The following is a 26,885-nucleotide window of genomic DNA, read 5'->3' on the forward strand; positions in this document are numbered from 1 at the left end:
CCGTGAAAAAAACCTGGCTCTCGGCAGGGCAAATCCTGCTTACCCTGATCGTCGTCGTCGTGGCCGCCGTCGTGCTGTGGCGCATCGTCAACTACTACATGTTCTCGCCGTGGACCCGCGACGGTCACGTGCGCGCCGACGTGATCCAGGTCGCGCCGGACGTGGCAGGCCTCATCACGTCGGTGCAGGTCGCCGACAACCAGGAGGTCAAGCGCGGCCAGGTGCTGTTCGTGATCGACCAGGCCCGCTACACGCTTGCGGAACGCCTCGCCGAAGCCACGCTCGCCCAGCGCCGCGCGACGCTCGCCCAGGCGAAGCGCGAATACGCGCGCAACCTGCAGCTCGGCAACCTGGTCGCGAGCGAACAGGTCGAGGAAAGCCGCACGCGCGTCGAACAGGGTGAAGCCGCCGTCGCCGATGCGCAGGTGTCGCTCGACACCGCGAAGCTGAACCTCCAGCGCACGACGATCGTCAGTCCCGTAGACGGCTACCTGAACGACCGCGCACCGCGCGTCGGCGAATACGTGCCGGCCGGCCGCGCGGTGCTGTCGGTCGTCGACCGCAATTCATTCCGCGTCGACGGCTACTTCGAGGAAACCAAGCTGCGCGGCATCCATATCGGCCAGCCGGTCGACATCATCGTGATGGGCGAACCGCATACGCTGCGCGGCCACGTGCAGAGCATCGTCGCCGCGATCGAGGATCGCGACCGCACGCAGGGTGCGAACCTGCTGCCGAACGTGAACCCGGCATTCAGCTGGGTGCGGCTCGCGCAACGCGTGCCGGTGCGCGTCGTGCTCGACGAAGTGCCCGACGATTTCCGCATGATCGCGGGCCGCACCGCGACCGTCTCGATGCGCGAGGCCGACACGCGTCGCAACGACAACGTGAAACCTGCAGGCGCCGGCACGGCGTCGGCCGTCGCGCCGGGTTCGACGGCTTCCGCCGCGGCCGCCGGCGCAGCAGGAGCATCGCAATGAAGCGGCATGGTCTGCGCCTCGCCGCGACGCTCGCACCGCTTGCGCTGGCACTCGGCGCGTGCAAGTCCGTCGGCCCCGATTACACGCTGCCGCAGCAGGCGTACGTGAATGCGCCGCTCGCGAACCACGCGCTCGACGACGCGAACGGCACGCTCGTGTCGCGCGACGCCGTGCCCGGCAACTGGTGGCAGCTCTACGACGATCCCGTGCTCAACGCGCTCGTGCGCGATGCACTGAAGTCGAACACCGACCTGCGCGTCGCCGCGGCCAACCTCGCGCGCTCGCGCGCGGCGCTGGAAGTCGCGAGCCAGCAGGGCGGCTTCTCGGGCGGCGCGGAAGCCGCCGTGCAGCGCGCGCAGGAATCGGCCGAGCAATATCTGCTCGAGAACAAGCTGCCGGTCGTCAACGAAGGCGCGGTCGGCATCAATGTGTCGTACGAGATCGACCTCTTCGGCAAGCTGCGGCGCGGTGTCGAAGCCGCGCGCGCGGACAGCGAGGCCGTCAGGGCCGCCGGCGACCTGGCGCGCATCACGGTCGTCGCCGACGTCGTGCGCGCGTACGTCGAATCGTGCTCGGCCGGCGACGAGCTGGCCATCGCGAAGCAGTCGCTCGCGCTGCAGAAGCAGCGCGTCGCGCTGTCGCAGCGGCTGCGCGATGCCGGGCGCGGCAACCAGACCGACGTGACGCGCGGCGTGACGCAGGTGCGCACCCTCGCCGCCGACATCCCGCGCTTCGAAGGCCGCCGCAAGGTCGCGCAATACCAGCTCGCCGCGCTGCTCGCGCGCTCGCCGGCCGACCTGCCGAAGGCCGTCGCCGAATGCGAGCGCCTGCCGAAGCTGCGCCAGCCGATTCCGATCGGCGACGGCGCCGCGCTGCTGCGCCGCCGCCCGGACGTGCGCGAAGCCGAGCGGCAACTCGCCGCCGCGACCGCGCGCATCGGGGTGGCGACCGCCGCGCTGTACCCGTCGATCAGCATCGGTGCGTCGGCCGGCTCGGTCGGTGTCGCCGCCGACCTGTTCTCGTCCAACACGAATCGCTGGTCGTTCGGCCCGCTGATCAGCTGGTCGTTCCCCGTCAACGGCCAGCGTGCGCGAGTGCGCGAAGCCGAAGCCGCGACGGGCGGCGCGCTCGCGCACTTCGACGGTGTCGTGCTGAACGCGCTGCGCGAGACGCAGTCGAGCCTCGCAACCTACGCGGCCGACGTGCAGCGCACGGAAGCGCTGCGCACGGCTTATGAATCGGCACGCAGTTCCGCCGACGAAACGCATCGTCTCTATATGGCCGGCCGCGAGTCGTTCATCTCCGACCTCGACGCGACGCGCACGCTGACGAGCGTGCAGGCGCAGGTGGCGGCAGCCGAAGGCCAGGTCGCGGCCGACCAGGTGCGGCTTTTCCTCGCGCTCGGCGGCGGATGGGATGACGATGCGGCATCCGCATCCGACGCGTCGAAACAGATATCGAAACAGACGCCGAAGCCGGCACCCGCAAGCGGTGCATCGGCGGCCTCGGCCGCCGTGACCGCAGCCGAGTAACCTGCCGGTGAAGAACGGGAAGCGCGCTTGCCGCGCTACGCACGCCATCCGCTGATCGACTTGCCGGGTGACGCGCGCGCGGCCAGCCTGGGCTCGCCGGAAGCGTCCGACGAATGGCACCCCGGGCAGCCGCGCGACCGTGCGCAACCGGAATGCCGGGCATCGCAAACCCGAGCCGCAATGGGCCGGCATTGAAGGTAAACTCGTCCGCGCTTTTCCTGTCTTTTACTCGCCGCCCGCCGGGCGGTTCATTTTCCGGAGATCCATCATGCGAACCAGCGCCCGCAACCATTTCGCCGGCCAGGTCAGCGCCGTCAAGGCCGGTGCCGTCAACGACGAAATCACGCTCCGGACGCAGGACGGCCTCGACATCGTCGCCGTGATCACCCACGGCAGCGCGGCTTCGCTGGGCCTCGCGGCCGGCTCGAAGGCGTTCGCACTCGTGAAGGCGTCTTCGGTCATCGTGATGGTCGACGTCGACAGCAGCAAGGTATCGGCCCGCAACTGCGTCGCAGGCACCGTATCGTCGGTCACGAAAGGCGCGGTCAATTCGGAAGTCGTGGTCAAGGCCGCGGGCGGCGCCGAGATCGTCGCGATCGTCACCAACGACAGCGTCGATCGCCTCGGCCTCGCGAGCGGCACGGCTGCGTCCGCGATCTTCAAGGCATCGAGCGTGATCGTCGGCGTCGAGTGAACGCGTGACGATCGTGATGGCGATGGCGATCCGTTCGGCACCGCGCATTCGTGCGGATCATGCGGATCGCACCGTGCGGCTGTTGCGCCGATGCCTACGATGACCGCCGCGTTCGATGACGCTCGACAACGGGCGCTGCAATCGCTGCTGTCCGCAGCCGCAAACGCCGACACGCCCGACGCACGCCTGTTCGGCACGCTCGTCGCGGCACGTGCGCGCCGCGACGAACTCGGGCTGCTCGGCCTGTCTCATCCGCAACTGGCCGCCGTGCTGGCGCGGCAGTTTCCGCGCCTGCCTGCGGCCGACGCCGCGGCGCTCGTGCCGACGGCCGCGATAGCACTGCTGCCATCCACTCACGCCGCGTTCGTCGCGACGCTGCACGCGCGGCTGATGGACGACGCGAATCCCGCCGTCGACCGCGACGACGCCAGTTGTCTCGCGTCGATCATCGCGCACGCCTGCCTGCGCCCCGATCATCTGTGGCGCGATCTCGGGCTCGACGGGCGCGACGCGGTATCCGCGATGCTCGATCGCTATTTCCCCGCGCTTGCCGCACGCAACGTCACTCACCTGCGCTGGAAAAAATTTCTCGCGCAGGAAGTGGCCGCATCGCTCGATGTGGCGTCCGGCCCCGCGCCAGGGTGCCCGGGCTGCGAGGATTTCGGCGTCTGCTTTCCTCAAGCGCGATAGTCGCCACCTTAGCCCGTGCTGCCGATTCGATTCGTCGCATCGCCATCCGAAGCATCCGCGTTGGCCGGCGTTGCGGCCGCCCAGCCTGCCATCGTGCGGCTTCGAAGCCGCCTCTCGCTTCTACGCAAAACCGGGGTTCGCTGAAACCTGCCACGACCGCGGCTCGCGGCTGGATGCACATCGAGCGCCGCGCCCCGTTGCCGGAATTCCATCCGTACCGCAAATCCAATGCGGCGACGAGTTGGTTCAGTCGCCGCTTCCGGCTCGCGAACTTCCGCACGCTTTTCGACGACGTGCCAGCAGCGGGCATTCCCGAACAAACGACCGGTTGACCGCACGTGCACCGGCCCAAGCGCGAAGCCTGACGCGGCAGGGTTGACGCACCGATCGATCCGGACAGATTGCCGCCCCGGTCGATCCAGAACGAAAGCCCGGCTCGCCCCCGTTGTTGCGACCGCGCCCCGGCGGCACTGTCAACGGATGCGAGCGCGATGCCGTGCACGCCCCATAAACGGTTACCTTACGCGCCGCGTCGTCCGACGTTCGTGGCGCGGTCAATGCCGGTGCCGGTGATGAATGTCCGGAAAATGCGCATGGCTGTGCGTGATCGGCAGATGCACGTGCGGATGCGTGTGCGGTTCGTTGCCGTCATACGTAAAGTCGTGCGCATGCTGGTGATGTTCGTCGTGCCGATGGCGGTGCGTGTGCTCGAGCCGCTCGTGCGTATGCGTGTGTTCATGCCGCTCGCGAACGTGCAGCCAGATACCGAGCGCCATCAGCGCGGCAGCGATCCAGAACGTCGCGGGCGGCAGCGCGGGCCAGATCAGCAGCGACAGCATGACGCCGAACAACGGCGCGACCGAGAAATACGCGCCCGTGCGCGCGCTGCCGAGATGACGCAGCGCGACGACGAACAGCACGAGGCTGATCCCGTAGCCGCCGAGCCCCGTCAGCATCGCGGCGGCCGTGACCGGGAGAGCCGGCAGCGTCGCGCCGGTCGCCAGCGCGATGCCGATGTTCACGGGCCCTGCAATCAGCCCCTTCACGCACGCGATGACCATCGCATCGTTCGCGGCCACCTTGCGGGTCAGGTTGTTGTCGATCGCCCAGCACAGGCATGCGCCGACGATCAGCAACGCGCCGACCGGCACACCGGCCCGGTCTGGCGTCCACGACAGCAGCGTGCCGCCGGCGACGATCGCGACCATCCCGAGGAACACCTGCGTATCCACGTTCTCGCGAAACACCACCCATGCGATGACGGCCGTCAGCACGCCTTCGAGATTGAGCAGCAACGCGCTCGTCGCCGCCGGCGTGCTCGATAGCCCGAGCATCAGCAAGGCAGGGCCGGCCACCCCGCCCGCCGCGATCGCGCCGGCCAGCCACGGCAGGTCGGCGCGCTGCAGCGGTGCGGCGTCTGAGGCCGGTGCGTGACGGTTGTGCAGGCGGCGAAGCAGGATACCGATACCGAGCCCGACGCCGCTGCCGAGATAGAACAGGCCGGCGACCATGAACGGCGACATCGCGCCGATCAGCGCCTTGGCAAGCGGTGTCGCGGCGCCGAACAGCGCGGCAGCGGTGAGCGCGACGAGAATCGCGGAATGTCTCGAGTGCATGATCCGGACGGGATTGACGTTGAATGGCGCCGGTAGCGGCTTCGGGTTGTGTCGCGGTTGGCGTTCAGTACCTTTCTGAATGCAAGCTGCATCGTACCGGTCAACTTGCGCACGAACTGACGTGCCCCGGCGAGATTATCGCGCGTCAGCGTGTCAGGACGAACGGGCGCGAACGCTCGCATGCCGTGTCGACGCTTCCGGCATTGCGAAATTTCAGGAAACCGAATTAACTGAATGACACGTCGTCGCGTTCCGGACATGCGTATCGTCCACGCGCAAACGACACGGTCGGGATATCGCGCATGCAGCACCGATCGACGAACTTTCTTCGTCCGGTCGCAGGGTCTGTTCGAGGCGGGATAGATAAGGACCCGGCGCGTCAGGCGCCGGTGGGAGGAGTCCTGACCTGCCTCTGTCGAGGCAGGTCAGTCAGTCGTGTCGTTCGCCGCAGGCAATATGCATGCGGGTCAGCGCCGCGCGGCATGCAGCCGCGCGCTGCCGGTTACTCGTTTCCAGCCGTTTGCTGCTCGACCTGCGGCACGGCGTCGGCTTGCGCTTCCACGTTCGCCGGTTGCGGCTCGGCGGCCGCCTCGGCCTGCTGCTCGGCTTTCGGCTGCTGCTGCGCGCCCTTGGCCGATTGCGCCGCGCCCTTGCCGGGGCGGCGAGCCTTCAGCCGGCGCGCCCGCGCTGCGTCGTCATGCGTGACGCGCCCTGCTTCGTTGCCCTGCAGGTCGACCCGCACGGCATCTTCGACGAGGCACGACCAGTAGCGGTTGCCGCGGCACCACGTCGACATCGCTTCACGCAGTTCGGCTTCGTTGAGCCCGACGGCCTGTGCTTCGCGCGCGAGGTCGTCCCAGATGCCGACCTTGAGCGGCACTTTGGGGGCCGGATTCTTCGGGAATGCACGCGGAAACTTACGCTGCAGTTTGCCGATCGCAACGATGACCGGATCGACCGGCGCCGACGGCTTCGCCGATGCAGGCTTCGCGCGATGCGGTGCTTTGCCGCCGGCCGCAGCCGGTTTGGCGCCACGCTGCGGCTGGTCGCCGGACTTCGGCTTCGCGCCGGTGTCCGCCGGCGCTGCCGGCCGCTTCGCGTTGCGCTCCTGCTTGGCCTTCGCTGCGAGTTGCGCCCGCAATTCGGCAAGTTGTTCAAAACCCATAAATTCAATCCACCAGGAATATAAGGTGTGGTTCGTGCGGTCACACCGCGCGGCGCACCCGCTTCGCCGCCATGCGTGCGACCCGTCTGCCGCCGAGGCGGAACACTACGGGGCCGCATCGCGCACGCCACTCTGTTTTCAGGCACCCGGCCACGATGCCGGACAAGGCAGGAGTGGAAGTATACCGGTACGCGCGACGGCCGGTTGACTCACTGGTCTGCATTGGCGCGATTCGGGGCACCGGAAATGCATCCGGACGGTCGTGTTGCGCATTATATGGATACGCCTCAGGAAGTCACGTCGTTCACCCTCGTCGGCGGAAATCGGGGCCATCTTGCGCGCCGAGATTGCCCCGGCGGCGGCACTGGCCGACGCTCCATGCGAGATATGCCGCCTTCGGGCGCAGCCCCCGATCGTGCCGCATCGATGCGCCGCGAATCTCGGTCGCCATTCGTGATCCCGGGCGGCGCCGTCGGTAACGTGTGAATCGACGATTGCGCTAATGTGAAGCGCTCGGCGACGGGGCGGCGTCTGTCGCGACATGCGAATGCCTCCGTCGATCGCATCGATACCCCTACTCGAATCGTTGCGTCCGCATCGATCCCGTCGCGTACGAAGATGCCGAAAAGTGCGTAGTATGGCCGGATCGATGTCGGCGGCGGTATCCCTCGGCCCCTTTCGCTGCGCACCGGGCCAGCCGTCGAGATCTCGCTTGCCGGCGAAAAGAACCGGTTGCACGAAACGGAGCAGATACATGGTTCCCCCACACGACATCCCGCACGACGGCATCACGCGCGAGGAAATACACCACCGGCAGATCGACATGCGCGGCTATCGGCGCAGCGACGGCCAGTTCGAAGTAACAGCCTGCCTCGCGGATCGCAAGACTTTCGATTTCACACCGCCAGGCGGCACCCGGACGGTCGCTGCGCTGTCGCCGATCCACGACCTCGGCGTGACATTGGTCTTCGACGCCGACATGATCGTCCGCGCCGTATCAACGTTCCTCCGGTCGCATCCGTATGCGCAGTGTCCGGGTGGCGGCGACTCGCTGCAGGCGCTCGTCGGACTGACCATCGGCGCCGGCTGGAACAGCGAGGTTCGCAAGCGCCTGCCGTCCTGCGATACGTGCACGCACCTGAAGGAATTGCTCGGCCCGATCGCCACCACGGCCTATCAGACGATGGTCGGCATGCGGAAGCATCGCTCGAGGAGCGCGACAGCGACGGAAAGCCGCTCAAGATCGACAGTTGCCATGCATATGGCGCATCGCGCGATCTGGTGAAACGTCTTTGGCCCGAATACCACCGGCCTTCGACGCCGGCAAAAGGCAACTGAGCGCCAGGCAGTCGCGCCAGTCCAGTGCCCGCACCGCAGGATCGGTACCGCATCGGTGTGCACGCGTCATGTGCACGAACGTACTTCGGTCCGGCCTCACGCCGACCGGCCGGCGCAGTCGGCGGCCCGGGTGATCAGAAAACGCCCAGTGCAAGTCCCGCTGCAAGACCGGCGCCCAATTCGGCGCAGCGCGCGAGATCGTCGCCGTCGATCGTCTTGGCCGCAAGGATGCGTTCCGGCGTCTGCGCGTGCGTACAGACGATCAGGCCCGGCGCCACGTTCTTCAGCCGCCAGCCTGTCGCGATCCGGTCGATCTGGCGCAAGGCGTTCTGTCCATCGCTTCCCGCGCAGATCATCGCCGCATACGGGCGGCCGTTCACGCGATCGAGCGCCGCATAGTAGCAGCGGTCGAAGAAGTCCTTCATCAGCCCGGACATCGCTGCGAGATTCTCAGGTGTCGCAAACAGATAGGCATCGGCGTCCAGCACATCGTCTGCGCTCGTCGCGTCCGCGCGCTGCAGCCTGACGTCGACGCCGGATTGCTCGCGCGCCGCGCCGGCAGCCGCTTCGGCCATCTGTTGCGTGCCTCCGGTCATCGTGTGATAGACGATCAACAGGGTCTTCATGCGTCGTCACTCGCGTTCGGCTTCAGGTAAGCCGGCGGCATCGCCGGGTTCCGCTGGATGGCCAGCGATCATATGAGGCGGTTCTGTATCCGTGGAACTGCCGGTTTACCGACGCGTCGGGCCAGGGCGCGCGTCGAACATGCGCATTGTGCCGGCCTCGCTTTGCGCATGATCGACCGGATGCACGATCAGTCCGCTGCGGCGCGTGATGCGTCGGGGTCTTCCGGTCGCGCGTAGTACGCGAGAAACATGTCTGCGGCGGATTCCGCGACTTTTTGTTGCTCCGGCGCCGCGAGTGGCGGCTGGCCCATCGTGATCTGCGGCCAGAACGCGAATGCCTTCACGACACCGTGCAGCTGATGCGCGGCAAACACCGGATCGGTGACCGACAGGCGTCCGGCCGCTGCGGCCGTTCGCACCCAGACCGTCATGTCTTCCTCGCGCTCGCCGAGACGCTCGACCATGTCGCGCGCGCGTTCCGGCGAATGGATGGCCGCACCGATCGCGACACGTGCGAGCGCGAGAAATGCCTCGTCGCCGAGCAGGCGCATTTTGCGCTCCAGCAATGCGAGCAATTGCTCGCGTAGCGGCACGTCAGAACGATAGGTTGGCGAACTGCCGGTTCGGGTCGCATCCCACAATTTTTGCAGGATCGCGGCGAACAGCGTTTCCTTGCCCGGAAAGTGGTTATAGACCGTGCGTTTCGACACGTCCGCGCGCGCGGCGATTCGGTCCATGCTGGTCGCGTCGTAACCCGACGCGAGAAATTCCTCGATGGCCGCGTCGACGATGGCCGCGCGCTTTCGATCGGTCAGGCGCTGAGGGGGAGTGCTGGTATCCATTCGGAAATTTTACACCGCGTAGTTTACTTATCCCAAAAATAAACTACACTGTTTAGTGTACTTTATTCTCCGGACGAATCCACATGGCATCGCCTCTCGTTTTGATTCATCGCATTCTGGGTCTTGCGGCCGCCCGACGCGGCCGCGTGCTGTCTGGCGGCTCGCCGCAGCACAATGGCGAGCGCTTCAGCAATGTCGCGCCCCGGCCGGTCGAGGGGTTGGGCAAGACACTCGGCATCGCGTGGAACATGCTGTTCAACAAGCCGCGCCATACCGTGCCCGCAGGGGTACTGCCCGTCGATTCGCTGACCCGCGCGGAACTCGACGCGGCCCCCGATCGCAGCCTGTACCGGCTCGGCCATTCAACGCTGCTGCTCAAGCTGCGCGGCGAATTCTGGCTGACCGATCCCGTCTTTGCCGAGCGCGCGTCGCCGTTTCGTCGCGTCGGCCCGAAGCGTTTTCATGCGCCTCCGATCGCACTCGAAGATCTTCCGCCGCTGCGCGGCGTGATCCTGTCGCACGATCACTACGATCACCTCGACCGCGACACGGTGCTCGCGCTCGCGGCAACCACCGGTGTGTTCGTGACAACACTGGGCGTCGGCGACCGCCTGATCGAGTGGGGAATCGACGCGAAGAAAGTCCGTCAGCTCGACTGGTGGCAGAGTGTCGACGAGGCCGGCTTGACGCTGACCGCCACGCCTGCCCAGCATTTTTCCGGGCGCAGCCTGTTCGATGGCAACAGCACGCTGTGGGCATCCTGGGTCATCGTCGACGACGACTTGCGCGTGTTCTTCAGCGGCGACACGGGCTACTTCGATGGTTTCCGAACGATCGGCGAGCGCCTCGGGCCGTTCGACGTCACGCTGATCGAAACAGGCGCATACGATGCGCAATGGCCGTACGTCCACATGCAGCCGGAAGAAACCGTGCAGGCGCACATCGATTTGCGCGGTCGCTGGCTGGTCCCGATCCACAACGGCACGTTCGATCTCGCGATGCACCGCTGGCAGGAACCGTTCGAGCGCGTCACGGCGCTGGCGATCGTGCGTGGCGTCGAATTGTCGACGCCCAGGATGGGCGAGCGCCTCGCTCTGGCCGAGCCGCATCGCGGCGAGCGGTGGTGGCGCACGGTGGACGAGCGCGTGCCATCCGTTGCCACGAAATCGCGCCGCTGGTCGCTTTGCGCGTCGCAAGCGACGAAGTAGGCCCACCGGACGTTGCGCATTTTCCCGGGAGCGCGGCAATGCCGCGCCTCCGGGAAGTTCGTTTCCGGCGTACCTGCATGTCGATGGGCCGCGCCTGTAGACCCGATTACCCGAGTAGAGAAGTCATGCATCCGGCACCAGTCCAATACTCCCCCGGCCAACAGGTCGACACCGCCTCCCTCGCTGCATTCAATCGCGTCCCTCCCCGATCGACCCGCCAGAGCCGGGAGAGCGACCTGCGGCTGACACTCGCAGAGCGCGTCGCGAGGTGGACGGATGGAGTCGACCACCTCACCACGGCCATTCCGAACCTGAGCCTCCATCGAAGGGAGACACCGACGCAGCCGATGGGCTGCATGGTCGAGCCAAGCTTCGGGCTCGTCGTCCAAGGCACGAAGCGGATCATTCAGAGCGGCGATGTGTATCTATGCGATGCCAACCGTTTTCTGATCACGTCGCTCGACTTGCCCGGTTCAACACAGGTCATCGAGGCCAGCCGAGAAACGCCGTTTCTCGGGATCGGGCTCAAGCTTGATTTTCGCGCCATGGCCGAACTGATGGCGCAGGTCGCACCGGATCACGAGGATACCCCCGCAGGCCGGGGCCTCGTCGTCGGCGACATGACCGAACCGCTCTACGACGCAGTCAACCGGTTGCTGGCGTTGCTCGATGATCCCAACGCCATTGCAGTTCTCGCTCCGTACGTCGAGCGGGAAATCTACTACCGGCTGCTGACGAGCGACCAGGGCGGCCGCCTGCGTCAGATTGCGTCCGCCGGCAGTCAGGGCAACCGCGTGTCGCGGGCGATCCAGTGGTTGCGAACCCATTACGACGAGTCGCTGCGAGTCGACGATCTGGCGACGCAGGTTCAGATGAGCAGTTCGACTTTCCATCACCACTTCCGCCAGCTCACTGGCATGAGTCCGCTGCAGTATCAGAAATGGATACGACTCAACGAAGCACGTCGGCTGATGCTGTCCGAGCGACTCGACGCCACGTCGGCATCGTTCCGGGTTGGATATGCGAGCCCGACCCAGTTCAACCGCGAATACAGTCGGTTGTTCGGTAATTCGCCGAGAAGAGATATCGATAACCTGCGCAGCGGAACGGATGTCGTTCTGTCGGTGGCGGCAACTTACTGATCGCCGGAGTTGTACCGAAGATGCAGGATGCCGATTTTGGCGGTATCCACGAAATGGTTGGATCGGTTTCATGCCTGATCCGGGCGAGTCACACGCTTGCAGCGGGACGCGCGCCTCTCGATTTCTAGCCGACTTAGGAGTGATGGCTTGATGGCCGCCTGAGGACTTGCAATTTAGTATCGAGCGATGCGTGAGCTCCCCTCGGAGTCGGAAGTTTCGCCAACTTGCGATCAAAGCGCAGATACAAGCAGGTCGTCCCATGCCGTTCTCATGAGCCGGTGATGACTTCGTCCCCTCTTCAACGACCAGGTCCCTTGACGGTCTCCCCGGCGCTCTGCCACAAACTCTTTGGTGCCGGGATTCTCGCGTCACTCTGTCATCCAACGAGTTGAGCAACCAATGCGCGTTGTCACGTGACAACTCGCGCCGATTATTGGCGCGGACATCCGATCACAGACTCGACAGCGTGCCGTGGTGTATGCGATCCGCGGGAGTTCGACTTGTCTCAGATACTTGGCGGGACCACGAAAGTCTCAAACACTACATAATACGTATTGATAAGTACAAATCGACGCATCTTTATACGAGCTGCCGGATGCAGGGCACGAAATGACCATGCGCCCCCATTTAAACGCGCAATCTTGTCGATATTGCGTGAAACAACATGAAGAATATTGCGCAACCCCTTGCTGGATAAGGATTTCCACGAACATCGAATTTCTTGAAATTGTTTCACGATCTGGCCCGTTTGAGCTATCGCGCGACCTTCAATCGCGGAGTTTGCCGCAAATCGATGCCTGGCACGCACGACCGTCGCGTGAAGGCTGAGACTGCGCTAACGGGAACGGGGGTAGGCACGACAGGGCCTCGCCCTACCCTGCTGGCTAACGTTCGATGAAGATGCAACTGAGCGGTCCAGTTAAATGGGGCCACATCGTAGACGCTTATGATATGCACTCGGGTTGCTGTCCCAGTGAGGAACTCTATCGTTTTGCAGGGGGTATGAATGCAGATTGCCCGCCACGATGGGGGCAGAATCTGCGATCAATCGATGCTTCAAACTCTTCGATACAGTGTGTGCCGCCCGACGCGCAGGCCAGCGTGCCACTCAACGCACACGCGCCTCAAACAACACTCCAGTTGTCACGTGACAACCCAGCAAACAACCGCCCCGGAGAATCTCTTCGCGACGAGCCAACGGCGACAAACCTATCCTTTACCGATCTATCCGTTCATTCTCAGCGGAGTTCGGTCGCAACGGGGCTGAAAATCGACCCAGAGCGGTCGTCACCGTCCGCTCTTGAGGCGATTGTCACGTGACAACTCACCTCGGCTGCGAGGTAGTCGCGCGAAACCAGCAATCGAACGTTGAAATAACTTCGCCGAGATCGTCACCGCGATCTGGCCAAAGATTCTTCGATGTCGGAGTGCACCGGAAAGCACCAAATCTCTACGTCTTGTCACGTGACAACTGAGCTTCCCGACGACATTCTCCAAGCCGACCTACTGGAGTCACTGAGAGTTTTGCCAGAAATTTCGCAAGATCAATCGGCCAGCCTCCAGGCGTTAATCCATCATCACCGTTAAAGCTCGTCGAACTTTCTATCGATCTTTGTACGTGATTTTTGAGCGAGATCGCCAATTTTATTTTTACTCGATCATCCCCCATCGCTGACTCGTTAGCCATTCGGCTACTTGTCACGTGACAACCATATCGATCATCAAGTCATACATCCCGTCGAAGGCTTTTTCTGGACATTTCGCTAATAATTGCATATATTACGCAAAACTCCGTGGGGAAATTTAATGGCTTTCAAGATCGCCGTCAGTAATCAAAAAGGTGGGACTGGGAAGACAACCATCTCCGTCAATATCGCAGCTGCGTTCGAAGCAGGCGGCAACAAGGTCGCCCTGATCGATGCCGACCCTCAAGGCACGTCCGTCCGGTGGGTAACGAGCGGCGAGAACACGCTGCCGATGACGGTACTCTCGCTGGCCCCTGCCGGCCGAGGCATTGGCGGCGAAATCAAAAAGCAAGACGCGAACTTCGATGTGATCGTCGTCGACTGTCCCGGCAACCTCGAAGATCCGCGAATCGCATCGGTACTCGAAGTTGCCGATTTCTGCCTTGTGCCGCTGTCGCCGTCGCCGGCCGATCTCTACAGCACCGTCGCGATGATCCGCATGATCGAATCGATGCGATCCGTCCGTAACCCAAATCTGTCTTCCGCATTAATGCTGAATAGCGTTAATGGAAAAACTAAAATGCGTGAAGAAATTTTAAAAATTCTAAGAGCAGAAGAAATAGGGGAGCATCTGCTCGACAGCCAGATCGCGCAACGCGAGGTCTACCGTCAGACGTTTGCGCTCGGCACCACGATCCATCATCACAATCGGTACCTGAAGGGCCTGAAAGAAGCCCGAGCGGAAATCGAAAAGCTGGTCACGGAAATGGCCCAATACATCGCGTCGACGCGCGCTACCGGAGCCGCCCATGGCTAAGGACACCTCGAAAGACAAGAAGCCGACCGGCAACCTGCATCTCGCAGCCGGCCTGCTGCGCGGGCTCGCGCAGGAAAATGCGGCACTCGAAACGCGGCTGCCCGAACCGGCGGCCGCACCGAACGCCATCGCCGAATCGGCGCCCGCCAGCGCCCCGGCCGCGGCCACGCCTGCCGGCACGGCCGATCTTGGCGCGCCACAGAAGGTGCTGGTCAAGGATTGCATTCCGAACCCGTTCAACCCGCGCGTGTTCTACTCGGAGTCGAGCCTGCACGAGCTCGCCCTGACGCTGAAACGGGAAGGGCAGATCGAGCCGATCAAGGTGACGCGGCTGCCGGAATTTCCCGGCAAGCTCGTCGTGATCGACGGGCAACGCCGGCTTCGCGCGACGAGCATCAACGGCGACGAAACCATCAACGCCACGTTCCGCACGGATCACACGCCCGAGCAGCTCTACACGATCGCGTATCGCGCGAACCACGACCACGAACGCCAGACGATCTTCGACGATGCGGTCGCGTGGAAGCGTCTCCTCGACGAGAAGGTCTTTTCCGACCAGAACACGCTGGCGGAAAAAATCGGCAAGGACAAGGCATCGATCAGCAAGACGCTGTCGCTCAACGCACTCCCGAACACACTCCTTGAACGGATGGCGAGCGCGAACGACGTGGTCGGCCTGCAGGCGGCGTATTTCCTGAAGCTGATCTTCGAACGCCTGGGCGAGCCGACGGCCGACCGGCTGCTGACGGCCGTGATCGACCGGAAAAAATCGGTTCGTGATCTCGAGAATTTCCTGCGTGCGCAGAGCGACGGCAGCAAGAAGGCAGGACGCACCCGTTACAGCGTCCGGCATGACTTCGCGCTCGAATCGCAAGCGATCGGTCAGTTGAAGACCTATCCGGACGGCCGCCTGGATCTGCAGCTCAAGGGCGTCGACGCATCGCACCAGGAGGCGCTCGCCGACAAGCTGAAGACCGTCATCGACGCGTACGTTGCCGAGCTGGCAACGGCTACGCAAAAGTAACGCGCGAAAAGCAGAAGGCCTCACATCCGCGTTGCATCGCGAAGCCGGACGACGACGTCCGGCACGCGACGCGCACCCGGCTGCGAGGCCTCGTTCAGTTGCCTGCGAGACTGCTTTTCAGCAAGAATTCCAGCAAGTCGTCCGAGGTCGGTTCGCCCCATGTATCCAGCGCGAGCCATCGGAAGAAGCTGGTCTGCGCAAGTTTGCTCGCCTTCTTCTTCGGCGACAGCGTCAGATCCTTCGAGCCTGCCACCGTCTCGTTGTAACGCTCGATCAGCTTGGTCTGGTCGTCGATCTCCAGTTCGCGGAAATACGCGCCGGCTTCCTCGACCTTCGCCGCCAGATATTTGTCGCGAATCTGTTCCTGCTTGCTCTGCGCGGATTCCTTCGCCGGTGCAGCCGCCTCCGTTCCCTGCCCGTCGGCCAGCGTATAGCCGTGCGTCAGCGCCTTGCGGAAGTATGCGGCCACGTTATCGACCGGCGCCGCATTCTTCTTCGTAGTCCGATTGAGCGTGTAGGCAATCGCAGCCTTGATGCGCTGCACGCCATATTGCGTGATCAGCCGGCGCGCTTCCGAACGCGGAATACCGAACTTGGCGACCTCCTCGACCAGCGCTTCGTTCTTGACGTCGCCGTCCTCCACCGTATCGGCACTCTGCTTGCGCGTCACCTTGAACTGGACGGCTTCCACGCTCCGGCCGGACTTGTGTTCGATCAGCTCAAGCGTGTGATCCGAAACTTCGTTCACCTCCTGAATGCACGGCACCAGGACCTTGCTCTTGAACAGCTTGTATTCCTTGTACGACTGCGACGCCTTGTCCTGGCCGAGAATGAGGTCACGAAATTTCGGCAGCGGGATCTTCGCGGTGATGCCGATTCCTTCGTAGCGCACCGTGTTTTCCCACAACGCGAGCGAGTGCGACCGCCGGAACTCGCGGGCGATCCGCATATCGATCAGTGCGTAGATCTCGGGGTTGAGCAATTCGCTGCGAATCTGGTCGGAGAAGCTGTACTTCAGCACCGATTGCTCGAGCTCCGCGCCGGCGAGGAGGCCTGACGCTTTCCAGACGGTCGATCGGTCCGCGGCCAGGTAGTCCCAGTTGACGACGGTACTGATCAGCGAGTTGACCGTGTCCTTCACGTATTTCGTGTTGTTGCTGTTCAACCCGCTCTCGTGCGAGAGCGACGCAATCGAGATCGAGAAGCTCGTCCGGCCCGGCTCGAACGCCTCTTGCCGAAGCGCATTCTTGATCAGCGAGCTGAACATCTTGCGCTGCTGCAGCCCGATCTTCCCGGACTTGGGCGCGATATGAATCGCCTGGACCGCCTTGCGCAGCAAGTCGGGAGGCTCGGGTGTCTGAAACAGCGAAACCTGTTTGTCTGAGCCTTTGCTTGCGGGCTTGCGCGGCATCGTAATGTCCGGATAAGGTCACCTTGTTGAGAGCGGACTTTATACCTTTTCGCGGCGACGGGCAACGCCCTTGTTCCTGCTTTACTTGCACTATCTCGCCTAACCTTCAGATACAAAAGGAAAATCTTCGATCAGACGATTTTTTCGGGGCCCCATATCCATCTACCTTTCGACCAAAATGCCTCCCACAAGCTGCTACCTTTCATGCCCGGTCACGGAAACCCGGCACGGGATTTGCCCTCGCCAAGGTAACCATCCATGGGAAACAGATGTGCAGAATCGAGATCGCTGGGCACATTCATGGTGCCTTGCAGCACAGTCTCGTTTTCCTCCCATAACTTGCTACCTTCATCGATTCCCACAGGAGGGTACCTTTCAACCGGCCTTGATTGCATGGATGCCACAGACAGCTCCCATAAACGGCAACCCTCCGATTTCCCCATAAAAGGTTACCTGTCCGTGCCGTCCATCCTGTCCATGGGAACCAACCACTGGAAAATTTGGAAAAAGGCAGTCAGGCGGCCCCGGATGCTACCCATAACCGGCTACCTTTGAAGCGCCCCATAACCGGCTACCCAAGAAAAATCTCTGTGCCTTCAGGCATCTACGGATCAAAAAAAAGCCCCATAAAAGGCTACCTGCATACGTTCCCATAGACGACTACCCAACGTGTTCCGTGGCCGATTTCCCATAACCGGGTACGCTTGCCCCATATCCACAACCCTGACTCCCCACAACCCGGTACCCCAAACCCCAAATCCACAGACCTGAAACCCCAGACCCTTACACCTGTGCTCCCATAAATGGGTACCGAACACCTGTCAAACCCTTGTGGGATAAGGCTGTGAGCCGTCTAAAAGTAGTTAAAGAAGTAAACGTCGTTAACAAAAGATGTAAACACACGTGCGCGTCCACAGAAAGACGAACCCCATAAACCGCTACCATTGAGTAGCCGTCTATGGTGTTGCAGGCACCTCAAAGCTTCGATTCAGGCTTGGGAAACAATGCCCCAGCTCCTCGTTTCGCGAAGGTCTCAGGCCCAACAAGGCTGCCAGAAGAGGTGAGTACATACTCACATCGACTGAAACGTAGAAACTTATGGGAGAAAAACGGGAGGAAACTGCCCGTTTCCAGGTACAGGTTCCCGTTTATGGGATCGAAAAACCGTCCCCGTAGCCTCGCGAATGCACGTTATCGACCGGCAAAGTCCATCGGCCCGCCGGAAACATAGATCTCTTCGGTTTCGTTCACAGCAGTTTGAAATCATCCGCTACGGCTGGCGAAGGAATTTTTACACTCAGGCCTCCTCGTCTACGAAGAAAGTTCTCCGATCGTCGGCTCGCGTCTCCGCTCAAACCCAGCCTGTCGGCTGTGCACAGAGGAAATCGCCGCAACTCGCTTCGCCGCGCTCGGGGCGTCCAACTTTCTACCTTTGGCTCCATCAACCGAAAATCAATGCTGTGCCTCCCATCCACAACGAGAGGCCCTGGAACGGCTTTCCTGAGATCGAGTAGGGGGCGGCATCATTTGCACGCGTCGCCGGGTCCTGGGTCGATCCAGCATGCGTCGCGGGCCAACGTGAAGATGGAGGGATCACGAAGCTCACCCCAGTCGAATTCGAGCGATGATCCCGAACATTCTCACCTTCCGACACTTTCGAATCTCGTGAAAGCTCGCCGGCCTGACTAGGCCACAGGTATCGGCATGCTGTGCGGGCGGCAATGCTCGCCACGATGCATTGAGGCCAAGGTCGCGGAATGAAAATCCTGTGTTTCGGACATGCGGTCCGATGCATTCCTGCGCTGAATCGGCCGGATCTCACCTGGTCGCGACATCATTTCTGCGGATCACGTTCGCCCGACGACCGTGGTGACATCCGCGCGATGCCGTCAGCGCAATCGTGAAGCGGTCCGTGCCGATGTCTTCACCGTAGGCAATGTCGACGCCTTTCGTCATACGGACCACATGGCGACCATATTTGCCGACTAAGGCAGCCCTTGGGGTCACAGTTCAGCGATTGGTTGCTGTATCGAACTGCAAACGCTGTGTGCGATGCAATCGTGCTTGCCTTGATCTCCGTAACACCGAATCGTGGTCGTTTATGGGAGGGACTGTCGCTTGAACCACGTCGACCGGCAACGTGACACACAGTTCGACTGCTGTGACTGCGGTGATCGTGATTGGCCGAATGACGATCGCGTCCAGGGTGAGCGCGCCGGCATCCCCACCTATGAAACAGTCATGGGTATTTCGCATCGCGCCTCCATACATCACTCGTCCGCGTCTTCAGGGCGCAGGTACGTCGCCGGTTTCCGCTTGCCGCAATGGCGCGATCCACAATTCCCGTCCTGTCAGTGACCGTCCCGGTCGAGTGCCGTCCACGTTTTCTCCCATACGTGTATCCCCGAACCCCGTTGCACGTTGACGCCATATTTTTCACGACGCGGTTATGATGCACAGGTCCCGGATGCGGCATGACAACCGACCGGGGCAGGGGCGGTATCTCGATGGTCTTCCAATCCGTGATAAACCAGAAAAGAGAGTTCAGCGATGCGAATCCAGATCAGAAAACTCACGTTGGCTGCTACCGCAGCCGCGTTCCTGTTCGGCTCGGCAGTTCCCGCGTTTGCGCAGACCGACGCCAGCGCGTCCGCTGCCCAGGACGCCAAGGCAGCGAAGAGCCAGGCACGCAAGGCGGCCAGGGCCCAGCGCAAGGCAGAGCACAAGGCCGCGCGTGCGAAGAACAACGCCGAGCTGAAGAAACTCGAAGATGCCGGTTACAAGCCGGCGGCCAATGATCCGAACTATCCGCAGAACCTGCAGAACGCGGAGAAAAAAGCCGGCATCGGCGCAAGCCAGTAAGCGTCGTCCGGCGGCAAGCCACGGATCAATCCGCGGCTTGCCGCATGCGTCGCCGTTCCACGGCGCACATCAAACGCAGCAATCCCGGTATCGACGAAGGCAATATCGCAATCCAGTCGCTTGCGTTATTTGATTCGCATTCCTGCATTTTGTGGCGCGTGCCACCCGCACACCGACGCGGTCAGCTCCGCCCGCCCGGCTCAGCCGCATTTCCGGTCACCCTCAGCCAGTCCTTGAACGCCCGTACGGCGTCGTCGTTCGCGCGTGCGGAGGCGACGTACGTGAAGTAACGCCAAGGCGGCAGCGCCGGTTCGCGGAACGGCTGCACGAGCCGACCTTCGGCGATGTCGTCCGCGACGAGCGCGATCGGCCCCATCGCGACGCCGAGCCCGTCGAGCGCACCCTGGAGCGTCAGGTAGAAATGCTCGAGCGTGAGCGAGTGGCGCGGCGCGAGATTCGGATGTCCGGCTGCCGCGAGCCATTCAGGCCACATGCCGGGATAAGTGGCCGCGTGCAGCAGCGTGAAGCCGGCGAGATCGGCGGCCGTATGCAATGGTCGCCCTTCAAGCAGCTTCGGTGCACACACGGGCAGCCGGACTTCCGACAGGAATTCCTCGGCAACGTAGCCGTCGATGGCTTGCGGGCCGCCGCGCACAATCAGGTCGACCTTGTCGCGCAGCTTGTCGATCGGCTCGTTCGACGTCGACAGCCGTACCTCGATGGCTGGATGGGCGACCTGAAACGACGACAGCTTCGGCACCAGCCAGCGCAACGAAAACGTCGCGGGTGCACTGACGCGCAGCACGCGCTGCTGCGCATGGCCGAAATGCTGCGCGGTGGCGAGCGCGATCCGGTCGAACGACGCACCGACCTCGGCGAGATACGCGCGGCCCGCGTCGGTCAGCTCGACTCGGCGGTTATGGCGTTCGAACAGCGGCCGTCCGAGCCACGCCTCAAGTTGCTGAACGTGCCGGCTGATCGCGCCGTGGGTCACGCACAGTTCGTCGGCGGCCAGCGTGAAGCTGCCGTGGCGCGCGGCAGCTTCGAACGCGCGCAGCGAATTCAATGGAGGGAGGCGTCGGGCCATTGCGTCATTTCACGTGAGATTTACTCACGCGATAGTTCAGGTTTAATCGTTTGATCGGGTGCTCAAGCTCCGCCAATATGGCACACAAACGGCCGGCTCGGCCGAACGATTGTCTGAATTTCTCACATGGAGTGCGGAGCATGCCGAACGTGGTGGTCGTGGGGGCCCAATGGGGCGACGAAGGTAAGGGACGCGTCGTGGACTGGCTGGCGGCACAGGCCCATCTCGTCGCGCGCTACAACGGCGGCCACAACGCAGGTCATACGCTGGTCGTCGGCGGCAAGACATACAAGCTGGCGCTCCTGCCGAGCGGCATCGTGCGCGGCAAGCGCGGCGTGATCGGCAACGGCGTGGCGCTCGATCCGGAAGCCTTGCTCGCGGAAATCGCGCGGATGGCCGAACTCGGGCTGTCGGTGACGCCGGACAACCTGTCGATCGCCGAGAACGCGACGCTGGTGCTGCCGATCCACCGTGCGATCGACCAGGCTCAGGAGCGTCTGCGCCGCGAGCCCATCGGCACCACGCTGCGCGGGATCGGGCCGGCCTACGAGGACAAGGTCGGGCGTCGCGGGTTGCGCGTCGGCGATCTCGCGGAACCGGGCCGGCTTGCCGCCAAACTGGATGTGCTCGTCGACCATCACAACGCGTGGTTCCGCGGCCTGGGGCTCGACGAGCATTCGCGCGATGCGATGCTGGCGACGCTCGCCGACCTCGCGCCGCGAATCCTGCCGTTCGTCCGCCCCGTCTGGGCCGATCTCAACGACGCGACCGACCGTGGCGAGTGCATCCTGTTCGAGGGGTCTCAAGCCGTGATGCTGGACATCGACTGGGGCACGTATCCGTTCGTGACGTCGTCCGGCACCGTTGCATCGGCGGCGGCGGCCGGCACGGGGCTCGGCGCGTCGAAGCTCGGCCACGTGCTGGGCGTCACCAAGGCGTATGCGACACGGGTCGGCGGCGGCCCGTTCCTCACCGAGCTGTCCGACGCGACCGGCGAAACGCTGCGCGCGCGCGGGCAGGAGTTCGGCGTGAATACCGGCCGGCCGCGCCGCTGCGGATGGCTCGATGCCGCGCAGTTGCGTCAGGCGGTCAGGATTTCGGGCATCGATTCGCTGGCGCTCACCAAGCTCGACGTGCTCGACGGTTTCGAGTCGATCGAGCTGTGCGTCGGCTACGAACTCGATGGCGTGCGGGTCGATCATCTGCCGGCAAGCCTCGATGCGCAGTCGCGCGCGAAACCCGTGTACGAGCGGTTCGACGGCTGGCGCGGCACTGTGAAAGGGGTACGCGAACGCGCGGCGCTGCCGCGCGCCGCGCAGGATTTCATCGCGCGCGTCGAAGCGGTCGCCGGCGCACCGGTATCGATGATCACGACCGGCGCGGAGCGCGACGACACGATCGTGTTGCGCAATCCGTTCGATGCGGCCACCACGGCCTGATCCGTCATACATGACGTGAATCGTGCGGCCCCACCATGGTCGCCGGGTAGTTTTTGCCGATGCGCTGCGGTTAGCTTGCCGGCGCGTCCGGACGTCATGCACACGAACCGGACGACGCGCGCAGGGCGGCCCGGCGACACGATTCGGCATCCGGATCATGCCGCGTACGGCGAACTGGACACGTCTGCACCGCTGCTGTACTGTTCCGCACAATTCGCGCCAGACCGGCCCGCGCCGGAACCGCCGGCACCATGGCCGCACGGTGGCGCGACGTGATCTCAATCCCGGGGACAGGTCGATGGACACGTTACAGATGATGCGCATTTTCGTCCGGGTTGCGGAGGAGGGCAGCTTCACGAGCGCGGCCCAGCGCCTGGACATCACGACAGCCTATGCATCGCGGTCGGTCGCGCAGCTCGAGACGCATCTGCGCACGCGCCTGCTCAACCGCAGCACGCGCCGCATCGCGCTGACCGATGCCGGACAGCGTTATCTCGACCGCTGCCAGCGCATCCTCGGCTATATCGAAGAAGCGGAAGCCGAGGCGGCCGATGCACAGGCGAAGCCGTCCGGACGGCTGCACGTTCATGCGACGACGAGCTTCGGCCAGGCCTACGTGGTGCCCGCGGTCGTGCGTTACCGGCAGCGTTATCCGTCGGTCGCGGTCGAGCTCACGCTGTCGCAGCACGTGCCCGACATCATCGACGAAGGCTACGACGTGTCGCTGCAGTTGAGTACGACGGAGCTTCCCGATTCGGGGCTCGTGTCGCAGCGGCTCGGCGAGGTGCACAGCGTGCTGTGCGCGTCGCCCGCGTATCTGAAGGAGCGCGGTACGCCGCGTACGGTGCGCGAGCTCGACGGCCACGCGTGCCTGCAGATCGTCACGCCCGTATTTCCGCGCGATCGCTGGCATCTCGACGGCCCCGACGGCCCCGAGACGTTCGACCTGCCGTTGCCGGATTTCCAGGTGAACATCGCCGATGCGCTCGGCGCCGCATTGCGCGCCGGCCTCGGCATCGGTTCGCTGCCGATGTCGTCGGCGCTACCCGCGCTGGCGAGCGGCGCGCTGGTACGCGTGCTGCCCGACTACCGCTTGCAGAAGCTGACCGTCTACACGCTGTACGCATCGCGCCAGTATCTCGATGCGAAAATCCGCACGTTCGTCGATTTTCTGCGTGAATGCGTACCCGAAATGCTGTCCGCCGACGAGGCCGCGCTGAACGCTTCCTGCACGTCCTGAAGTCGCGCCGTCGAGGTGTGAGGATGATGCTGTGCGTCAATCGAACCAATAATATGCAGTCCTGTATTTGAGCCGGGTATCGAATTAATCTGCACGACCGGCTCGACCAAGGATGCGCAGGCAACGGGTGCGCCTCATCGTTGGTTCGGTGCATGGGTGCCACGCACGTCACGTGCATGGCCTACGGCGCGACGCGGGATAGCGGCACCGCCTGGTCGCGCAGCTTCACGACATCGCGGCCCGGTGCATCGCCGAAGAGGCGTGCGTATTCGCGGCTGAACTGCGACGCACTCACATAGCCGACACTGCGGCACGCCTGCTGCGCATCCATTGCCGACAGGCACATCAGGCGGCGTGCCTCCTGCAGCCGCAGCATCTTCTGGCATTGCAACGGGCTCATCGACGTGACCGCGCGGAAGTGGTGATGGAACGTCGACGGGCTCATGCCCACCTGTCGCGCGAGCGATTCGACCGTCATCGGATCGAGGTAGTGGTCGCGGATCCAGGCTACTGCACGCGAGATGCGCTGCGTCGTCGAGTCGTCCTGGCCGACCTGCGCGACGCGCGCACCCGACGGGCCGCGCAGCAGCCGGATGAGGATTTCGTCGACGATCAGCGGCGCGAGCAGGTCGATGTCGTCGGGGTGTGCGATCAGTTGCATTAGCCGCACGACGGCGTCGACGATTTCGGGCGGCGCATCGTGCGTGTCGAGTGCGCCGCAGTCGACGGCCTTCGGCAGCCCGCGCGGAAACACGCGCGGTGTGAGCGTCGCGATGCGGGCCGCGTCGAGTTCCAGTTGTGCGCAAAGGAACGGCTCGGCCGGGCTTGCGCGCGTCACGCGGCCGGTGACGGGCAGGTCGGCAGTCGTAACCAGCATCCGCGATTCGTCGATCACGTAGGCGGCGTCGCCGACCCGTGTCGATTTCGCGCCTTGTCCGACGATGCTCAGGCACGCGCGGTGCACGCCATGGTTCCAGTGTGGCGGCGACGCGGACACGCGTGCGATGCGCAAGCCACGCACCGGGAGTTCGAACGTGCCGTCGTGCGGTGCATAGGCGGCGATCAGCGCAGCGAGCCGGGCCGTGGGCGACTGAGGGTCGTGGTCGGGTGCGGTGCGCTGTAGCGGCGTCGTTCGGGCGTCGATTTCCATATTGCGTGAGCGGATGACCGAGGGGGGCGGTGCAAGGTGCGCGACTGCGATTCCCCGTCGGTGTCCCGGCAGGTGGATGGCGCGGCGGTCACATCGTACGGCGAGTCGCGCGCACGTGATTGCCTAAATCTGTCGGAAACCAGCCCAATCATCCGGATCTGCACGGCCGGCGGCCGCATTGCTCATCGTTGCGCAGTGTGCAGCGCACAAATTCGGAAATTAAGGCAAAACAATCGCAGGATCAGGCAAGCCAATTTCCGCCGGTTTTCATACCATTGCACCTGCTGAAAGAAACGTGTTCCAGTGCGCTCGGGCGACGCAGGTATGAGCGTCGCCAGGCCGACGGATGCCGCCGGCGTTGCCGCTGGGAATCGCTGCAAGAGACTCAGGACTGCTATTCGAATATTCGTGCATCGGGCCAGCCGAGGCCGGCTTGCGTTCGTTGCATGCCGGTGCGCGTCCGGCGCGAGCGCACCGACCGATCCGGCGTGGCCGGCGTCGGTGCCGCCGCATTGGCCGGGCCGTCACATGTCGGTCGGGACGCGGCAGCGGGTGCGCGCGTCCAGGCGGCCGACCGCGCAAGGGAATCCGGACAAATGGACCAACTTCAATCGATTCGGGCATTCGTGACGGTGGCAAGGGAAGGCGGTTTTCGCCGGGCGGCGACGCGGCTGCGCGTGTCGACGGCGATGGCGAGCCGGCTGGTCGATGCGCTCGAGACGCGCCTTGGTGCACGCCTGCTTCAACGCAGCACTTGCCACCAGTCGCTGACGGAAATCGGCGAGTTGTATCTCACGCGCGTCGAACGGATTCTCGGGGCGATCGACGAGATCGACGGTCGTTTCGTCGCGATGGGCAGCAAGCCGGAAGGCGCGCTGCGCATTGCCGCGCCGGTCGCGTTCGGGCTCAGCCAGTTGAGCGCGTTGCTCGATCGTTTCGTGAGCCGGTTCCCGGACGTGCGGCCGACCGTGACGCTGACCGACGCCCATGTCGATCTGACATCCGAAGACATCGATGTCGCGTTCCTGACCGACGGCATGCCGGTGACAGGTGCGCACGCGTTGCACACGCTGGCCTCTTACGAATCCGTGCGCGTCGCGGCACCGGGTTATGTCGCCGCACACGGCGGCGCGGCTGCGTCGGGCGACTGGCCGGATCTTGCGGCCGTGCGGCTCGATCTGCCGGCCGCAGGTGGCGACGATGCGGCTGCGTTCCGGCCCGACGCGACGCCCGGCGGCAGTCAGGGCGTCGGCCATCTCGAGATGGCACGGCGGCTGGCCGTGGCCGGCATGGGCGCCGCGGTGCTGCCCGCGTATCTCGTCGACGCCGATCTGGCGGACGGCGCGCTGGTGCGCGTTGCACCGGTTCACTCGCTCGCGCCCGTCACGCTGAAGCTCGCGCATGCGCGTACCGCGCGTCTGCCGGCCGCTGCACGGGCATTCATCGAATTTGCCGGCACCGCGTTCCGGCCCGCGAGCTAGCGGCCCGGTTGGTTGCCGCGGCAACGCCTGCCCGCCAGTGCCGCGGGCTCATGACGCTTTTTCCGCGGAAGCAGTTCGACGAACGAACGCTCCGCAGGGCGCAACGAACGCCCGACATACGCAACCGCATCCGCGGCAAACAGGAAGCGACAGCATTCCGGCCGCGCGTGCAGGTTACGAGGAGATCTGGTGATTCCAATTGAAGGTCGTCTATTTGCGAGAGGTCGCTCCATGCGCGTCGAACGGGTTCCATACCGCTTAATCACTGCCGCAACGGCTGCCATTTTCCTGGCCGCGTGCGGGAAAAAAGAATCGGCACCGCCGCCGCAAACGCCGGAAGTCGGCGTCGTCACCGTTCAGCCGCAAGCCGTACCGGTCTTCACCGACCTGCCGGGCCGCACCAGCGCGTTCCTCGTCGCGCAGGTCCGCGCGCGGGTCGACGGCATCGTGCTGCGCCGTGAATTCACCGAAGGCACCGACGTCAAGGCCGGTCAGCGCCTCTACAAGATCGATCCGGCGCCTTACATCGCCGCGCTGAACAGTGCAAAGGCAACGCTCGCGAAGGCGCAGGCGAACCTCGTCACGCAGAACGCGCTGGTCGCACGCTACAAGGTGCTGGTGGCCGCGAACGCGGTCAGCAAGCAGGACTACGACAACGCGGTGGCCACGCAAGGCCAGGCCGCGGCGGACGTCGCGGCCGGCAAGGCGGCGGTCGATACCGCGCAGATCAACCTCGGCTATACGGATGTCGTTTCGCCGATCACCGGCCGCGTCGGCATCTCGCAGGTGACGCCGGGCGCGTACGTGCAGGCGAGCCAGGCGACGCTGATGTCGACGGTGCAGCAGCTCGACCCGG

The 26,885-nt window shown here is 63.9% G+C and carries 21 protein-coding genes and 1 pseudogene; 15 read left to right on the plus strand and 7 right to left on the minus strand.

Annotated elements, in window-relative coordinates; genetic code table 11:
• Positions 1 to 2: 2 nt before the first annotated feature.
• The 5 genes from FOZ70_RS28875 to FOZ70_RS28895 all read left to right on the plus strand — a co-directional run bounded on the left by FOZ70_RS28875 (position 3) and on the right by FOZ70_RS28895 (position 4,228).
• Positions 3 to 980, plus strand: coding sequence for an HlyD family secretion protein (locus tag FOZ70_RS28875; RefSeq protein ID WP_111998979.1), 978 nt, complete (start codon positions 3 to 5; stop codon positions 978 to 980).
• Entirely contained in the window at positions 977 to 2,512 is a 1,536-nt protein-coding gene (locus FOZ70_RS28880) for an efflux transporter outer membrane subunit (RefSeq protein WP_021163657.1), read from the plus strand. The genes FOZ70_RS28875 and FOZ70_RS28880 overlap by 4 nt, the downstream gene beginning before the upstream one ends.
• Before the next feature lie 268 nt (positions 2,513 to 2,780).
• On the plus strand, positions 2,781 to 3,206 hold the full coding sequence (locus FOZ70_RS28885) for a TOBE domain-containing protein (protein WP_021163659.1): 426 nt from the start codon (positions 2,781 to 2,783) through the stop codon (positions 3,204 to 3,206).
• A 99-nt stretch (positions 3,207 to 3,305) separates the two neighbouring features.
• Positions 3,306 to 3,896, plus strand: coding sequence for a nitrogen fixation protein NifQ (locus tag FOZ70_RS28890; protein ID WP_219707371.1), 591 nt, complete (start codon positions 3,306 to 3,308; stop codon positions 3,894 to 3,896).
• Positions 3,897 to 4,069: 173 nt separating this feature from the next.
• On the plus strand, positions 4,070 to 4,228 hold the full coding sequence (locus tag FOZ70_RS28895; protein ID WP_021163661.1) for a hypothetical protein: 159 nt from the start codon (positions 4,070 to 4,072) through the stop codon (positions 4,226 to 4,228).
• Positions 4,229 to 4,450: 222 nt separating this feature from the next.
• Here FOZ70_RS28895 and FOZ70_RS28900 read toward each other — a convergent pair whose 3' ends face one another.
• A complete protein-coding gene (locus tag FOZ70_RS28900) occupies positions 4,451 to 5,512 on the minus strand; it encodes a DMT family transporter (RefSeq protein ID WP_219707362.1) in 1,062 nt (353 codons plus the stop codon).
• Between the two features lie 502 nt (positions 5,513 to 6,014).
• The gene (locus FOZ70_RS28905) at positions 6,015 to 6,677 is read right to left on the minus strand and encodes a ProQ/FinO family protein (RefSeq protein WP_021163663.1); all 663 of its coding nucleotides are present in this window, start codon (positions 6,675 to 6,677) and stop codon (positions 6,015 to 6,017) included.
• A 754-nt stretch (positions 6,678 to 7,431) separates the two neighbouring features.
• On the opposite strand from FOZ70_RS28905, the pseudogene FOZ70_RS28910 reads away from it, so the two are divergent.
• Positions 7,432 to 8,015 (plus strand): annotated as a pseudogene (locus FOZ70_RS28910) (DUF2889 domain-containing protein).
• 134 nt (positions 8,016 to 8,149) lie between these two features.
• Here FOZ70_RS28910 and FOZ70_RS28915 read toward each other — a convergent pair.
• A complete protein-coding gene (locus tag FOZ70_RS28915; protein ID WP_048028133.1) occupies positions 8,150 to 8,641 on the minus strand; it encodes an NAD(P)H-dependent oxidoreductase in 492 nt (163 codons plus the stop codon).
• A 188-nt stretch (positions 8,642 to 8,829) separates the two neighbouring features.
• Positions 8,830 to 9,483 (minus strand): TetR/AcrR family transcriptional regulator, encoded by a 654-nt coding sequence (locus FOZ70_RS28920; protein WP_021163666.1) that lies wholly within the window; start codon positions 9,481 to 9,483, stop codon positions 8,830 to 8,832.
• An 83-nt stretch (positions 9,484 to 9,566) separates the two neighbouring features.
• Between FOZ70_RS28920 and FOZ70_RS28925 the strand changes: the two genes are divergently transcribed.
• The 4 genes from FOZ70_RS28925 (at position 9,567) to FOZ70_RS28940 (ending at position 15,359) form a co-directional block, all read left to right on the plus strand.
• Positions 9,567 to 10,691, plus strand: a complete 1,125-nt coding sequence (locus tag FOZ70_RS28925; protein ID WP_059487844.1) for an MBL fold metallo-hydrolase — start codon at positions 9,567 to 9,569, stop codon at positions 10,689 to 10,691.
• Between the two features lie 125 nt (positions 10,692 to 10,816).
• The gene (locus tag FOZ70_RS28930) at positions 10,817 to 11,833 is read left to right on the plus strand and encodes an AraC family transcriptional regulator (RefSeq protein ID WP_219707363.1); all 1,017 of its coding nucleotides are present in this window, start codon (positions 10,817 to 10,819) and stop codon (positions 11,831 to 11,833) included.
• Positions 11,834 to 13,639: 1,806 nt separating this feature from the next.
• Positions 13,640 to 14,335: a ParA family protein gene (locus FOZ70_RS28935; RefSeq protein ID WP_011350423.1), complete on the plus strand. Its 696-nt coding sequence runs from the start codon at positions 13,640 to 13,642 to the stop codon at positions 14,333 to 14,335.
• Complete coding sequence (locus tag FOZ70_RS28940) at positions 14,328 to 15,359, plus strand: ParB/RepB/Spo0J family partition protein (protein WP_021163670.1); 1,032 nt, start codon at positions 14,328 to 14,330, stop codon at positions 15,357 to 15,359. Before FOZ70_RS28935 ends, FOZ70_RS28940 begins: the two co-directional genes overlap by 8 nt.
• A 94-nt stretch (positions 15,360 to 15,453) precedes the next feature.
• Here the strand turns inward: FOZ70_RS28940 and FOZ70_RS28945 are convergent, their stop codons facing one another.
• Positions 15,454 to 16,770, minus strand: coding sequence for a replication initiation protein (locus tag FOZ70_RS28945; RefSeq protein ID WP_021163671.1), 1,317 nt, complete (start codon positions 16,768 to 16,770; stop codon positions 15,454 to 15,456).
• A gap of 2,550 nt (positions 16,771 to 19,320) precedes the next feature.
• Between FOZ70_RS28945 and FOZ70_RS28950 the strand changes: the two genes are divergently transcribed.
• Entirely contained in the window at positions 19,321 to 19,632 is a 312-nt protein-coding gene (locus FOZ70_RS28950) for a hypothetical protein (RefSeq protein WP_021163674.1), read from the plus strand.
• 181 nt (positions 19,633 to 19,813) lie between these two features.
• On the opposite strand, the gene gcvA is transcribed toward FOZ70_RS28950, so the two are convergent.
• The gene (gene gcvA, locus FOZ70_RS28955) at positions 19,814 to 20,719 is read right to left on the minus strand and encodes a transcriptional regulator GcvA (protein ID WP_219707364.1); all 906 of its coding nucleotides are present in this window, start codon (positions 20,717 to 20,719) and stop codon (positions 19,814 to 19,816) included.
• 140 nt (positions 20,720 to 20,859) lie between these two features.
• On the opposite strand from gcvA, the gene FOZ70_RS28960 reads away from it, so the two are divergent.
• Together FOZ70_RS28960 and FOZ70_RS28965 are read left to right on the plus strand one after the other, a co-directional pair.
• The gene (locus FOZ70_RS28960; RefSeq protein WP_219707365.1) at positions 20,860 to 22,158 is read left to right on the plus strand and encodes an adenylosuccinate synthase; all 1,299 of its coding nucleotides are present in this window, start codon (positions 20,860 to 20,862) and stop codon (positions 22,156 to 22,158) included.
• A gap of 298 nt (positions 22,159 to 22,456) precedes the next feature.
• Positions 22,457 to 23,398 carry a LysR family transcriptional regulator gene (locus tag FOZ70_RS28965; RefSeq protein WP_059487854.1) on the plus strand — a complete coding sequence of 314 codons (942 nt, stop codon included), beginning with the start codon at positions 22,457 to 22,459 and terminating at the stop codon, positions 23,396 to 23,398.
• Between the two features lie 181 nt (positions 23,399 to 23,579).
• Here FOZ70_RS28965 and FOZ70_RS28970 read toward each other — a convergent pair whose 3' ends face one another.
• Positions 23,580 to 24,548 (minus strand): AraC family transcriptional regulator, encoded by a 969-nt coding sequence (locus FOZ70_RS28970; RefSeq protein WP_219707366.1) that lies wholly within the window; start codon positions 24,546 to 24,548, stop codon positions 23,580 to 23,582.
• Positions 24,549 to 25,144: 596 nt separating this feature from the next.
• Between FOZ70_RS28970 and FOZ70_RS28975 the strand changes: the two genes are divergently transcribed.
• A complete protein-coding gene (locus FOZ70_RS28975; RefSeq protein ID WP_021163681.1) occupies positions 25,145 to 26,029 on the plus strand; it encodes a LysR family transcriptional regulator in 885 nt (294 codons plus the stop codon).
• A 231-nt stretch (positions 26,030 to 26,260) separates the two neighbouring features.
• A partial coding sequence (locus FOZ70_RS28980; protein WP_219707367.1) for an efflux RND transporter periplasmic adaptor subunit occupies positions 26,261 to 26,885 on the plus strand: 625 nt, incomplete at its 3' end.

The sequence above is a fragment of the Burkholderia sp. COPS genome (assembly GCF_019425585.1).
Classification (GTDB): domain Bacteria; phylum Pseudomonadota; class Gammaproteobacteria; order Burkholderiales; family Burkholderiaceae; genus Burkholderia; species Burkholderia cepacia.